We start from the raw sequence: 14,434 nt of genomic DNA on the forward strand, positions 1-14,434 counted from the left end.
CCCATCAACCGAACCCGTTACACAAAACAGAGCCTTATATTGATTACAAATTGAAGTTTCTACTATTTATTTTCTACTCCATTATCGCCCATTTCATCAACAAGCTTTTCTGCTGCTCGACGATATAAATTACTCATATGGGCAAGCGAAGCGATCATGAGGATATTTTCTAGTTCTGCTGAATGGCTATCTTCTAGCTCCATCACTTCTTCTTTTACTTCTTTTAATTTTATCTCTATGTCTTCTTTAAAAGCATCATTGTTTTTACTCGTTAAATGAAGAAAGGTTTCATAATATTGATCTATATTAATATCGCGATTCATTACTCTCTCATTTATACCAGAAAGAGTTTCTTTAATGTCATTAATCGAAAGAGCACCTTTTAATTGATAAATAAGGCTTATGAGAATGAGATGCTCTTTTGAATATTTTTTATTATTAATAGGGAAAAATAGCTTCCCTTTCGCATAATTATTAATCATTGTTTTGGTGAGTACCTTATCCTCATCGTTACGTTTCGACCCGCTAAATTTATTTTCAAACAGCTGGATAACCTGATCCATATATAAATCAATTTGCGGGATGTCTTCTATTCTAATTTGATTTTCTAAATTAAGTGAATTAATTATTTTCTGAAGATTTTCCATACACATAAACCTCTGTAGTTTTTTAATTATTTTACTCGAAAAAAAGTTTTGTGTAAATGTTGACTACATAATGAAATGGTTATATTATTTTAAGTAGTTATTAAAACTACATACAGACATATTAGGAGGATTGATGATGACAACTTATATTAGAGAACCCATCAATGGTCTTACCCACTTAGCTGGAGCTATTTTATCCTTTGTTGGCCTTCTTTCCATGGTCATTAAAGCTGCATCCACAACTACATCAGCGCTAGTGATTACATCCGTCGCGATATTCGGTATCAGTATGATTTTACTATATTCAGCGTCAGCGACCTATCATATGGTTATAGCAAAAGACAAGGTCATCGCATTCTTAAGACGCTTAGACCATTCCATGATCTTTGTCTTAATCGCAGGATCGTACGCACCGTTTTGTCTTATTAGTTTACATGGCGTAACAGGCTGGGTGATCTTCTCAATCGTTACGATTGTAGCGGTAGTTGGCGTTTTCTTTAAAATGATCTGGTTTAACTGTCCAAGATGGCTTTCAACTGCCCTATATGTTGCACTAGGCTGGGTCATCATTTTTGCCTTTTCACCTCTATCCAAGACTTTAAGCTCTGAAGGACTCCTATTATTATTGCTAGGTGGCATTCTATATACAATTGGTGGAGTTATTTATGCTGTTAAACCTAAATTTCTAGAATTTAAATATTTTGGCTTTCATGAAATTTTTCACATTTTTATTATGATGGGAAGCATGGCTCATTTCCTTTGTGTGTTTTTATATGTTTTGTAGGTTAGTATGGTAAAAAAAATCCGCTCCCATTAAGGAAGCGGATTTTACTCATTAAAAACCTGAAAAACTCATAAATAATGAAAAAAATAAGACAATTAGAATAATAATGACGATGATAAAAAGAATAAATAATGCAACAATAATCCAGCCTAGCACTTTTCTGCCTGTCGCAATTAAATATATCCCTAATCCAAGTAGTCCTAAGATAAAACCGAGGATTCCCCATAAGACAGGGCTTTTTCCATGCTTTGGTGCATCAATAACCAAATACACGCAACACGCTATACTTACAGCCAACCCAATAAAATATTCCATTCTCTTCTCTCCTTTCTATATATATATAATGGAAAAAGTAATCAATAAATTCCTATACAAGTTTACCAATAATATGACAAATATTAAATGATCATTTTTTACCTTTTATTTTTATTTAAGGAACATCTTTACATACTTTAAAGCATTTTTCGTATTTGGGTATCTAAAGGGCAGATCAAATCTCGTTGTCTGCTTTAATATACTTTTCTCATGTGAAAAGACATCGAAGCTGCCCTTCCCATGGTAAGAACCGATCCCGCTTTCTCCTACTCCTCCAAAAGGTAAATAAGGGGAACTTAAATGATAGCAAGAATCGTTAATACAGCCGCCACCGAAAGAAATATCATTTAATATTTTGTTTTGAACCTCTTGATTCTCAGAAAAAATATACAAGGCGAGCGGCTTTGGCCTGACTTTTATTTCATTCATCATGATTTCAAGGTCATTGTATTCTAAAACGGGTAAAATTGGTCCAAAAATTTCTTCACCCATGATCTCGTCATCCCAGGTAATATGATCGAGAATGGTTGGTTCAATGGATAATGCTTCAAAACTATAACTCCCACCAAAGATTTTTTTTCCGTTATCAAGGAACGCAACGAGTCTATTGAAATGTCTCTCACTCACAATTCTTGTATAATGACCCGATTCGAAAATCGTTTCCCCATACATTTCTTGAATGGCTTTTCTTAATTCTTCTAGAAAAGGCTGCTTTATTTGACTATGAATATATAAATAATCTGGGGCCACACATGTCTGCCCAGCATTTATGAATTTCCCCCAAGCAATTCTTTTTGCGGCATACTTCAAGTTTGCATCTTTATCAATAATACATGGACTCTTTCCACCGAGTTCTAATGTAATTGGTGTTAAATTTTTCGCTGCTGCATTCATGATGACTTTACCTACGGATACACTGCCAGTAAAGAAAATATAATCTAATTTTTCTTCTAAAAGTGCGTTGCTCACTTCCACGCCGCCTTCAACAACTGCAATATACTCCTCTGGAAAATTTTCACTAATTATTTTGCCTAGAATAGCAGATGTTCTCGGTGTTAATTCAGATGGCTTCAATATCGTGCAGTTCCCGGCAGCCATTGCACCAATTAAAGGCGCAATCGCCAATTGAAATGGATAATTCCAAGGAGAAATCACTAGCGCAACACCATATGGCTCTGGATAAATATAGCTTTTTGACCCGATGGTTGCTAAACTCGTCTTTACTTTTCTAGGCCTTGCCCATTTTTTAAGATTCTTTATTGTAAAACGAATCTCTTCTAAAACAATACCTATTTCGGTTAAATAGGCATCAAACTCACTTTTATTTAAATCCACTTTAAGGGCTTCCATCAGCTCTTGCTCATTCGAGCGAATCAACTCTCGTAATGTTTCCAAATTCTTTAACCGAAAAGAAACTTCCTTCGTTTTACCTTGTAAAAAAAATGCCCTCTGTTTTTGAACTAATTCTCTGTATATATTCATTTTGATTCCCCCAATAATAGCAAATTCACGATCAGCTATTTCATTTACTTTGGTTTAATTATGTAAGTAATCCGTGACAATTTACAAGTATTTCTTTTTAGAATTCAACTAATAAAAAAAGAAGTACTTAGAGGTTTTTTTCGTTCTCAATGAAAATAGGTGATGGTGTATTTGATTGGTTGATGGCTTTATTCATGCTTAATGTGGACAGGTCGAGGGGTTATTTGTTGGTTCGTGGCCTCTCTCGTCCTCAATCAGGACAGGTCTCGGGGATTTTAGCTGGTTCATGGCTTCTTTCATCCTCAATCAGGACAGGTCTCGGGGATTTTAGCTGGTTCATGGCTTCTTTCATCCTCAATCAGGACAGGTCTCGGGGATTTTAGTTGGTTCGTGGCCTCTTTCGTCCTCAATCAGGACAGGTCTCGGGGATTTTAGCTGGTTCATGGCTTCTTTCGTCCTCAATCAGGACAGGTCTCGGGGATTTTAGCTGGTTCATGGCTTCTTTCATCCTCAATCAGGACAGGTCTCGGGGATTTTAGCTGGTACGTGGCCTCTTTCGTCCTCAATCAGGACAGGTCTCGGGGATTTTATCTGGTTCATGGCTTCTTTCGTCCTCAATCAGGAAATGTGCAGAAATAATGAAAACGAATTGCCTTTATAATGGGGACCAAGTTTCATTATTTGGTCCCCATTCCATTCTTTAAGCAGTCCCTAATTTAACTTCGAGTTCCTTTAAATATTGTCTATATGCAATACTCATACGGTCACAAACAAGTGAAAGCTCAACTTGTAAATCAAGCGGAAGCTCTTCTGGTTTTTGGTTTTCTACGATTGGCTTGTCCTGAGCAAAAATTTCATTTTGAAACTGAATAATTTCTTCATCCGTTGTACCAGTATCATAATTAAAGGATAGGATTCCGTATGCAACTGATGTATTTTCATCAACAGGACGAACTGTTAATAAAATCGTCATTTCTGAGTCATTTTCTCGATCTCTTTTCGTAAACTTTACTGTTAAAGGACGAACAATCTCATACGTATAATAAACATATTTCGGCTTTCCTGAACCATCGGGGTCCGGTTGAAAAATGGCAATTTCATCAGAATAGATCCTGCCGTTTATATTATTTATTTTATAGTCTTCTATCACTCTATGTGTTTCTGTTCCTAAAAATCCAAGGTGAACAACTGCAAGATGGCCAACATCAAGGAAGTTTTCAATAATCCTTGGCGGTTTTGCATTGACTTCCTGTGGTCCCCAAATAACATTACGAAATTCCTTCGACTCCATCTCACTATACTGGAATAAATCAGGTTTATTATTGGCTAAGTTCACCCAGATAAACCCATATTTTTCTATGCATGAATAGCTTTCAGCTTTCGCTTTTTTCGGAATCACTCTACCCTCTGGCAGCTGGGGAATTTTCACACACTCGCCTTCATGGTTGTACTCCCAAGCATGGTAAGGACAAACAAGGCAATCATTCTTAACTTCCCCTAGCGAAAGTGCTGCTCCTCTATGAATACATAAATCTTTAAAAGCGTGAACTCCTTCGTTATTTCTAAAGACTGCCAAACGCTCTCCCATTAAAACGACCTGAATCGGTTTATCTTTAACATCCTCAGAACGGCAAGCTACAATCCAGTCATTTAGTAAAACTTTGTCTTGTATCAAGTTGTATACCTCCAACCATTTTCTTATTATCTGATTTCATTGTAATAAGAGATAATCAATTGGTCAACACAAAATCCGAACGAAAAATAATAAAATAAAAAAAATGTTCGTTTTTTATATACAAACGATTGTTTTTTTAATATAATCCTGTTGAAAAGAGTAATATTGCGAAAATTTGAGGAGGAATACCTTTTGGAACAGAAACCGAATAACGGGATCATCATCGGCGTTGATGATAAAATTAGTTATGGAAAAGCGCTCCTTCTTGGAGCACAGCATGTGCTTGCAATGGATTTGTATATCGCACCAATCATCATCGCAGGACTACTTTCATTAGGAACTGAAAATACTTCTTTCTTCATCCAAATGTGTTTTTTGGCAACAGGGATTGCGACATTAATTCAGACAGGTGCTGGCATAAAGCTGCCTGTTGTGCAAGGACCCTCGTATGTTCCAATCGGGGCGATTGCTGCAATTGGAGGAAAACTTGGATTAGGAGCAATTGCTGGAAGTTTAATTCCAGGCGCGATTATTGTGGCTCTCATTGGTTATCCGCTGAAATGGTTTGCAAAGGTCGTTAAAAGGATTATTCCACCACTCGTCGGAGGAACGGTCATTATTATTGTTGGAATTGCTTTAATGCCAATAGGACTGAATAATGTTTTTCATGCTCCAGGAAATATCGGCGATAATATCATAGTAGCGAGCGTTTCTGCAGGGGTTTTAATCATATGCATGCTTCTTGGCAGAAAAACGCATGGAATCGGTACCTTTTTCCGTTTAGTGTCTGTCATTATTGCCATTATTGCTGGAACTTTAACTGCCAGCTTTTTTGGTGGCGTTGATTTTTCTCCAGTCAAACAGGCTGATTGGTTCTCTTTGCCCTCATTCCTTCCATTTGGTAAGCCGGTTTTCAATGTAAGTGCTATTATAACAATGGTTTTTGTTTATTTTATTATCTTAATTGAGACAACAGGAACATGGTTTGTTGTTTCAACAGTAACAGGTAAAGAGCTCGATGAAAAACGATTGAATCGTGCTTCTGTTGGCGAAGGCCTTGGCTGTTTTGTAGGTGCCATTTTTGGCAGTACACCAATGACAGGTTATTCTTCTAATGCAGGACTTCTTGCCATCACAGGAGTAGCGAGTCGATTAGCGATTATGGCGAGCGGATTAATTCTTGTTTGTCTAGGCCTTGTACCTAAGCTCTCAACGGCTATTACTTGCATACCTGAGCCAGTGATCAATGGGATCTTTGGTATCGTGTGTGTGGCAATTGTAACGAACGGTATGAAGGTTATCCAACCTATTGTCATTGATGACCGCAATATGATGGTCATTGGAATTCCAATTCTTTTAACAATGGCCGTTACTTTCTTGCCTAAGGAAGTTTTATACAGTGCGCCTGATTGGGCAAATTATATTTTATCGTCAGGGATCTCAGTAGGAGCCTTGGCAACCGTAATATTAAATTTAGTCATACCAGAAACTAAAGAAAAATCTTCTAAAGAGTTTGCGGTTAAATAAAGTTTGATCAAGAATTCCATACAAACCCTTTTTTATGGTAAATAAGAAGAATCCATTTTTATAAAAGATGATTAAAATGGATTCTTCTTCAGCAGATTTAAGTTTGATTTTCACAAAATACTTTTATCATTTTCTATCAATGATTCTGATAATGATAAGTTAGCTGATGTTCTAGAAAAACAAAAAATTATAAAATAAATTGTTTTAATATTCTCCCCTTTTTAAGAAAACCTGATTTTTTTGTTGATACCGTTCAAACCCAACAAGTTTTTTATCAAAAACCGAACATTATACGTTTACAGATAATAAAAGTTCGTTTATAATCAAAATTGTGTTTAAATAAATTATTTAACATCATTCGTATATTCTTAGAAATATGGTCTAAGAGTTTCTACTAGGAGCCAAAAATCCTAACTACGAATGGGTGGGATTACTCTACCCATTTTTAGTTAGGATTTTTTGTTATTTTATGATTTTGAGGAATATTACTATTAAAATTATTCTTTTAGGAGTGTGCATCATGGAAAATGTATTTGATTATGAAGATATTCAGTTAATTCCAAATAAATGTGTGGTTAACAGCCGTTCTGAATGTGATACTACTGTAACACTAGGAGGCCGTCAATTTAAACTTCCTGTTGTGCCTGCCAATATGCAAACAATCATTGATGAAAAGATAGCCCTTTATCTTGCAGAAAATAATTATTTTTATATTATGCACCGTTTTGAGCCAGAAAAACGGCCGTCATTTGTAGAGGATATGCAGGCAAAAGGTCTCTACGCTTCCATAAGTGTTGGAGTGAAGGAAGAAGAATATCACTTCATTGAAGAGCTTGCAAAGGCAGAGCTTACCCCTGAATTCATAACGATCGACATTGCACATGGTCATTCAAATGCTGTCATTAATATGATTAAGCATATAAAAAAATACCTACCAAAGAGCTTTGTCATTGCTGGTAATGTTGGTACTCCTGAAGCTGTGCGAGAACTTGAGAATGCCGGTGCGGATGCGACAAAAGTTGGGATTGGTCCTGGTAAAGTATGTATCACAAAAATAAAAACTGGATTCGGGACTGGGGGCTGGCAGTTGGCAGCACTTCGTTGGTGTGCAAAGGCAGCAAGTAAACCGATTATTGCTGATGGTGGAATACGTACACACGGTGATATAGCTAAATCAATCCGTTTCGGTGCATCGATGGTCATGATTGGTTCCCTTTTTGCCGGACATGAAGAATCACCAGGAGAAACCATCGAAAAAGACGGAAAGTTTGTTAAGGAATATTTTGGCTCTGCTTCTGAATTTCAAAAGGGTGAAAAGAAGAACGTAGAAGGTAAAAAAATGTACGTTGAACATAAAGGTTCCTTACAGGATACGTTAACTGAAATGGAACAAGATCTTCAATCTTCTATTTCATATGCTGGTGGAACCACTTTAGATTCCATTCGTCACGTAGATTATGTTATTGTCAAAAACTCTATTTTTAATGGAGATAAAGTATATTAAAGCCGAATTGAATAAAAGCATCTAAAGGCAAGTAGTTTCATTTTATGGAGAAAATTAGATGGTCAAAGCAAGACAGCATACTAAATCCGTAGTGATTAAGTATGCTGTTTTTACATTTTTTATATGTTATATATTCTTGAGGACATCAATCTTTACACAAGATTCTTGTTTAATAGAACTGCCACAATTGTTTAAGTACAATCTTTAATAAACTCCATACAAACATTAACATAAATATCAAATTTAGTTTAAGATTCTTACTACATTAAATGGCCCTATAATGAAAATAAGCGCTGATCCTTGTTACAGAAAAGCGCCCGATTGCGGAAGATCAAGATAATGATTATAATTGTAGCCCTATAGCTTGTTGAACAAACAAATCTTTTACTTCAACAATGTATCGAGTCTAATAATTACAGCAAATATTTTAATGTCCGTGAAGTGTACTCTATTATTGTGCTAACGTTCTCCGTTTATTTGAATTTTGGTCAAAGTTTCAACTAAGTAAATTGTGTCAATACTTGGTTAAACTTGTCACGCTCTTCCCAGAAAGCCCCATGACCACTATATTGAAACGGAACAAGCTGTGAATTTCTTATTTTTTTATTTAGTTCCTGAGCTTGTGCAAATGGAATAACTTTGTCATGAATACCGTGAATGATTAAAGTAGGGACATTAATTTTTGGAAGATCCGCATTTAGCTTTTCATCTCTTAATGTAGTTATAATAGCAGCTGTCGACCAACTTGCTGCTTGTAATCCCATTTGTAAAAACCAGTCCGAAAATGGTTTAGTTATATACTGAAAGAAAAATCCATCTGTTACGTCCTGCATCATTTTAGGCCGGTCATTTAAGGTTTCTTTTAGAAAGTTATTAGCAGTTTCTACGGTAAATCCAGTTGGAGCTGCTGCATCAATAAGAACAAGCCTTGATACCCCAAAACCGTTGTGACGAGACATATAACGAATTGCGATAGCCCCGCCTGTAGAGTGACCTACAAGAGTAAAATTGTTTATTTGAAGTGTACTAACTATTGTGCGGATATCATCTGCAAGTCTGTTAAAAGTATAGCCGCTCATTGGTTTATCTGAATTGCCAAAACCCCTCCAGTCTATACCAATACAGCGATAGCCCATAGCTGGAAGAACATTAAACTGATATTCAAACTGTTTATGGCTTAACGGCCAGCCATGTAAAAATACGATGGTCTTATTTCCTTCCGGGTTAATATCTTCTACATATAAGCTCACACCTGGCTCTACAATAACAAAGTATCCCATGAAGATTCCTCCCTAGTTAATGTGGTTTCAACAATAGATATTCATTTTGGTTAACATAGATGAGTACTAATTCAAGTTGTATGCCAGAGAAGCCAAGAAGGACGGGGTCTCTTGAACTTTGCGTTCCCTTTAATTTAAGTACATTTATTCACAATCTCTTCTGATATGTTAAAGTTTTGGTCAAATATGAAATCCACACGTTTCTTTTCGTTAGGGGCTCTACCCCTCACACGACAGGCCACTGTTGTTTTTGAAATACATTAGGATGGTAACAGCTCGATGGTGGGAGGAAATTATACTTCCACACAGCACTCTCATATAAAAATAACTGTTCATTTAGCCCTCTAAATACTTTTTTATATAAGTTGGTAACGGCTTGATCACTTAGGAAGATTTCAATTATATCCTTATCTCCGTCAATAGCCTCTCCTCTTGCTTTAATAACATCTCGGGTGATCTCAGCAGCGTGATCGTAAATTGTCTTGTTCGTAGTAATCACCTCCACAGTTTTATGGATGACCAAATGTTTAGATTTATTGGATTGAACAGAGTCAGATCGATTTACTGGATTACCACAATGTGTCATAACTAAAACCAAGTTTTATCCCAAGATCATCAAAATTGTTAATTAAAACTCTTTTCTACCAGTTCTTTGGTTAGAATGAAGAAATTCTCCCCGTTACTTTAAGTACACTTCTTCACAAACTTTACAATTTTCATTCTAAATCTAATTAAAGCTGAATTACTAGAAATACATTTTAAAGCATTCGTGTACAGGATTTTATCGGTAGCCTGTTCATCAAATAGGTGCTGAATCAATTCAATATCTCCATACTCAAAAGATCTTTTTGTTCTTGTAGATGGAAAATCTGTTCCAAACATAAGTGCATCAGGATTTGTCTCATATATGGATTTTAAAGCATTTTCAACATTCTGTTCCACACGCCCAAAACCTGTTGCTTTTACGTGTATGCCTTTATCAATTAATTTTAATAAATGCAGTGATCCTTCTTCTGACAATCCTAAAGGGAGTATTATGAATACGGCTAAATTTACCGCATATTCTTTTCATAATTTATAAGTGTCAAGTACTGGTTTATTGGTTCCTGCCCTGTTTTTTCAAACCCGAGTTTTTCATAAAAATGGCGATTTCGATGATCATCTTTTGGGGTATGAAGCGACCACTTTCGTACATGAGGGAATCGTCTTTCTAGCTCCTGTACTATTTTAGAACCCAAACCTTTGTTTTGAAATCGAGAGCTAAGAAAAATCGAAAACAAATAATAATGAGTATAGGTCTGTATGACAATGCAGATTCCGCCTGCAAGCTTATCTTCAACAAAAATAGAATAATGCAATGAGTTTTCCATTCTAAATAAAAAATATTCCAATGATTCAGTTGCTGGATTTGTATCGTAATCCTTATATTTCATTAAATCGGAATAAAACGCTTCTCTTTGAATCTTTAACAATTCGTATGCTTCTGTATTTTTTGATGGTAAAATCTTAAATTTCATCTCCCTACCTCCTAAGCCATTTAGACGTTTTTGCATTACTTTGAACAATGTAATAAGAGGAAAATTCCGGTTTCCTCCTTCTTATTGGAGGTAAACAATTAGCTCAATCATAGACCGTTGGACTACAATAAAATATGCCTGAAAAGTTCCTTCTGGAAGGGTAAACTTTTTTTATTTAAGAAAAATAAATGGCATAAAGTGAACAATACTACGATTTAAAAAAGAATGCTGTAATTAATCAAAATCCTTTTCGAAGTGATCGTTTGATAGTTAGACGTTAGAAAAAGTACTGTTGATGTTAAAAGAAGTATATTTGATGTTTGAAAACGCATATATAATCCCCCGGGAAAATGGGATACAGCGGCTGTATATGGGATGAACGCTTCAGTGTGCAATTTTCAAGCCGGACGTACATTTGAGTAATAAAAAAGCTGATTTTCCTAATTTGGAAGATCAGCTTTTTCTACTTTGTGAAGAAATGTACTTAAATTAACCTGCTTCGTTACTTTAAGTACATTTCTTCACAATATATTCCTAATTTTAGTATAATACCATAACTGTGTTGCTCCACAATCTCGCCCTATTACTGAAAAAGGCACAATTCCTCTTCAAGAATTGCGCACGATTGTTGAATAAGAAATTAGTACTTATTACTTTTAATACTTTTAATTGTTATCTAAAGTTTTTTCGTTTAAATCGTGTATTAATTGAACAGCTTCATCGACATGTGACACATCAAAAATTTCAACGTTTGCCTTTATTTCTTTTTGTATTGCTGCTACTTCTTCAGCATTTTCACTTGGGATGATCATAAAAGGAATGCCAGTTTTTTCGGTAATTTGTATTTTTTCTTTCATATTACCAACTCTAAAAACGTTACCATTTTTATTAATTGAACCAGTAACTGCAATGGGTAATTGATTATGGAAATCACCTTGTTTGATTCGACCACTTAATGCTAGACTAAGACCTGAACTATCTCCTCCAATATCGCTACGACTAAGGAAATTTTTAATCCATTCATCTTCACGTCCTAAATATAGAGCCACATTCTCCTTCGTCTCTTCTGGTGAATGTTCTTTTCGAAGATGTAGCCACTCTAATATTTGTCTATTCTTAATACCATATATAGTTTTATTATTCACTTCAATAACGGACAGTACATCTACATGTTGTTTGGTCAAAAGTTCCTCAACCGCTTGTTTACTTTTTTCATTTTCTAAGGTTAATTGATTTACCCCTATAGAATAGATTCCAGAACCTTCTAATACCTCAGTGGGTTCCGAATATGCGTAAGCAAGGTGTGAGGGTGATGTGTAGTATCCTATTAGTGGCATCTCATAGCAAAACAATACAAAGATGATGAAAGTTACAATTGCAATTTTCCTTTTAGTAACATGGTTTTTTCGAAACACTACAAACATAATCAGCAAGATAATTAAGCTTATAAACAATATAAATAAAAATAGAAATTCATTGATGATATCTTGAATATATAAAAATAGAAATAGAAGATAAAAAAGAATAGATAATATACCAATAACGTTACTTGATTTATTCATTTAGTAACCACGCCCCCTGTTAGTCAGTTCATGTATTCTTATATATCTAACTTGCTACTTTATTTTTAATACGTTTGAAACTAATTGGGGTTCCATTTTTGAATAAATTCCCCATTTAAGATTATCAAAAATCCATTTTGCTTATGAACTAAACTGGCCTTTACATAAAAAATAAGCACATTTCTTGCTACAGAATTGCGCCCTATAATGGAATAAGCTACTGTATAATGTCGACGTAATGTGACATTAACTTTTTATTTTTCCTCGATAATCCGCAATTACATTTCCCTCATTAACGAAGTAACTTGTTCCCATTTTGAATGGTAATTATTACTGTGTTTCCCAAACTTATTTTTATTATCGGACGTATATTAAACTAACGATTGGAGGTGAAAAAATGGATCTCATTTTATGGATGACTGTTTTGTCTGGTACCTTTATCGCAATATTCGCCGATAATAAAAAATGCAAAAAGAAAAAATGTTAAACTTTTTCATATCTCCCACAAATTATTATTGGATTTAGGTACACCTTATTAAATATTGTTAGCTTAAAAAAATATCGTGCCTTTTAACTTGATTGTAGATACAAAAACGACTTGAAATATTAGTATTCAAGTCGTTTTATATTTTTCTAATATTTGTCCCCAAACCCTCGTTTGGTAACCTTTCATAAAAGAATGATATTCAACAATCTGGCCCGATTGCTGAACAAAATTAAAAAAGCACACATTCCATAATAAGTTATTATTTGTTCCAAAACTCTTCTATAATTTAAAAATTTTAGACACTGAGTTTTATTAGTATTTTTCATTGTCACTTTAGGAGATATTTTGCGCATATTTTAAGTGCTATTTTGCACACCTAACTTTAAAACCCAGATACCTTCACATGAGAAGATTAGCCGGGTTTCTTAATTGTAGCTTTGGAATAAAGTTGCGATGTTTATAAAAAAGTTGTGAAGCTCTACCCCTAACATTGAAAATTTTTATTTCTCGGAGATAAACCCCATTATAAAACTTCCGGATTTTATTTAAGTGGTTGTTAATTTAGCATAAATGATAAAAAACAAGGTTAATTCCCCCATTATGACTATGTTTGGAACAACTATGAACAAGTTAAAAATAAAAAAGACTGTTAAAATCCCTAAGAATAACCCTAAATGATAAATTTTCAAACGGTGTTGTTCGTACCTATATTGATGAAAAACAATAGAAGTTGCAATGAAGTAGAGCAGTACAGAACTAAATACAAAATATAACATAAATGAATAATGGACCTCATGTAAAAACAACAGCTTGATAGAAGCTGCAATCATGCTCAAAGAAATTAAAATAAACAGATGACCGTAAATAATGGTTTGGCCGGATGTTTGGATCGATTTGTCAACTTTCTTTTCCACATTTTCGAAATACTGCCACCACATCGAAATGATTAGAATAAATGATATTATCGAAAATGAGATTGAATCCCAATCCCCTTTTTGTGGCTGTAGCACAGAAAGGGTGCTGACGACGGATTCTCCGAAAAGGATTAATGTCAATGAAGCAAAACGTTCTAATAAATGAACAGTATTGGACGAAGCTTTCACCAAATACTTACGTCCGAAAAATGGCACAATAATATCAATAAAAATTCCTGCATACAATACGCTATATCGAATCCATGAATCAAATAAGATAGAGAAACATGATATGATGATTCCAATCCAAAAACGCGTTCCTAAATATTGAGCTACCTTTTTCCTATCCCCTTCTTCTAAACTCCGTACAACTAGATATTGGATCGCTGTTAGTGCTCTTAATCCAATATAGCCAATAAGAAAAGGGAGATAGTATTGATCGAAATCAACCGATAAGCTCGATGTCATAATAAGGACAAACAACATTTGAAGAATCATAAAGATGCGTTGATGCAAAAAATCTTGTCCAAACCGATTAATAAACATCGTTTGTCCTACCCAAGCCCACCAGATCGGGATAAACATTAAGACAAACTTCAATAAATATTCTGGATGAATATATCCCTTTTCAACATGAAGTAAAACATGAGTTGCAGTCGCTACAGCTGCCACAAATAGCAAATCATAAAAGAGCTCTAACCACGTAACTTTCTTTTCTTCCATTTCTGCATTCCTTCCTA

Annotated in this window: 12 protein-coding genes, 1 pseudogene and 1 riboswitch; of the genes and pseudogenes, 3 read left to right on the top strand and 10 right to left on the bottom strand. The window is 34.8% G+C overall.

The window, feature by feature from the left end:
• Nucleotides 1-62: 62 nt before the first annotated feature.
• Nucleotides 63-647, bottom strand: coding sequence for a DUF1836 domain-containing protein (locus tag FSZ17_RS12345; RefSeq protein WP_057776464.1), 585 nt, complete (start codon nucleotides 645-647; stop codon nucleotides 63-65).
• A gap of 136 nt (nucleotides 648-783) precedes the next feature.
• Between FSZ17_RS12345 and trhA the strand changes: the two genes are divergently transcribed.
• Entirely contained in the window at nucleotides 784-1,431 is a 648-nt protein-coding gene (trhA, locus tag FSZ17_RS12350) for a PAQR family membrane homeostasis protein TrhA (RefSeq protein WP_057776462.1), read from the top strand.
• A gap of 51 nt (nucleotides 1,432-1,482) precedes the next feature.
• Here the strand turns inward: trhA and FSZ17_RS12355 are convergent, their stop codons facing one another.
• The 3 genes from FSZ17_RS12355 to FSZ17_RS12365 form a co-directional block, all read right to left on the bottom strand.
• Complete coding sequence (locus tag FSZ17_RS12355; RefSeq protein ID WP_057776460.1) at nucleotides 1,483-1,746, bottom strand: hypothetical protein; 264 nt, start codon at nucleotides 1,744-1,746, stop codon at nucleotides 1,483-1,485.
• A 111-nt stretch (nucleotides 1,747-1,857) separates the two neighbouring features.
• A complete protein-coding gene (locus FSZ17_RS12360) occupies nucleotides 1,858-3,228 on the bottom strand; it encodes an aldehyde dehydrogenase (RefSeq protein WP_057776458.1) in 1,371 nt (456 codons plus the stop codon).
• 700 nt (nucleotides 3,229-3,928) lie between these two features.
• Nucleotides 3,929-4,903 (bottom strand): aromatic ring-hydroxylating dioxygenase subunit alpha, encoded by a 975-nt coding sequence (locus FSZ17_RS12365; protein ID WP_057776456.1) that lies wholly within the window; start codon nucleotides 4,901-4,903, stop codon nucleotides 3,929-3,931.
• Nucleotides 4,904-5,095: 192 nt separating this feature from the next.
• On the opposite strand from FSZ17_RS12365, the gene FSZ17_RS12370 reads away from it, so the two are divergent.
• Nucleotides 5,096-6,430, top strand: a complete 1,335-nt coding sequence (locus tag FSZ17_RS12370) for a uracil-xanthine permease family protein (protein ID WP_057776454.1) — start codon at nucleotides 5,096-5,098, stop codon at nucleotides 6,428-6,430.
• A 338-nt stretch (nucleotides 6,431-6,768) separates the two neighbouring features.
• A riboswitch (purine riboswitch) is annotated at nucleotides 6,769-6,867 on the top strand.
• Nucleotides 6,868-6,950: 83 nt separating this feature from the next.
• Nucleotides 6,951-7,934, top strand: a complete 984-nt coding sequence (gene guaC / locus FSZ17_RS12375) for a GMP reductase (protein ID WP_057776452.1) — start codon at nucleotides 6,951-6,953, stop codon at nucleotides 7,932-7,934.
• A gap of 500 nt (nucleotides 7,935-8,434) precedes the next feature.
• On the opposite strand, the gene FSZ17_RS12380 is transcribed toward guaC, so the two are convergent.
• The 6 genes and pseudogenes from FSZ17_RS12380 to FSZ17_RS12405 all read right to left on the bottom strand — a co-directional run bounded on the left by FSZ17_RS12380 (nucleotide 8,435) and on the right by FSZ17_RS12405 (nucleotide 14,417).
• Nucleotides 8,435-9,214, bottom strand: a complete 780-nt coding sequence (locus FSZ17_RS12380; protein ID WP_057776450.1) for an alpha/beta fold hydrolase — start codon at nucleotides 9,212-9,214, stop codon at nucleotides 8,435-8,437.
• 226 nt (nucleotides 9,215-9,440) lie between these two features.
• A complete protein-coding gene (locus FSZ17_RS12385) occupies nucleotides 9,441-9,800 on the bottom strand; it encodes a hypothetical protein (protein WP_146846456.1) in 360 nt (119 codons plus the stop codon).
• 98 nt (nucleotides 9,801-9,898) lie between these two features.
• Nucleotides 9,899-10,240 (bottom strand): annotated as a pseudogene (locus FSZ17_RS12390) (hypothetical protein); the annotation flags it as partial.
• A gap of 26 nt (nucleotides 10,241-10,266) precedes the next feature.
• A complete protein-coding gene (locus FSZ17_RS12395; protein ID WP_057776446.1) occupies nucleotides 10,267-10,731 on the bottom strand; it encodes a GNAT family N-acetyltransferase in 465 nt (154 codons plus the stop codon).
• Between the two features lie 665 nt (nucleotides 10,732-11,396).
• Complete coding sequence (locus FSZ17_RS12400) at nucleotides 11,397-12,293, bottom strand: S16 family serine protease (RefSeq protein ID WP_057776444.1); 897 nt, start codon at nucleotides 12,291-12,293, stop codon at nucleotides 11,397-11,399.
• 1,032 nt (nucleotides 12,294-13,325) lie between these two features.
• The gene (locus tag FSZ17_RS12405) at nucleotides 13,326-14,417 is read right to left on the bottom strand and encodes a low temperature requirement protein A (protein ID WP_057776442.1); all 1,092 of its coding nucleotides are present in this window, start codon (nucleotides 14,415-14,417) and stop codon (nucleotides 13,326-13,328) included.
• Between the last annotated feature and the right edge of the window lie 17 nt (nucleotides 14,418-14,434).

It is taken from the genome of Cytobacillus dafuensis (assembly GCF_007995155.1).
In the GTDB taxonomy this organism is placed as follows: Bacteria; Bacillota; Bacilli; order Bacillales; family Cytobacillaceae; genus Cytobacillus; species Cytobacillus dafuensis.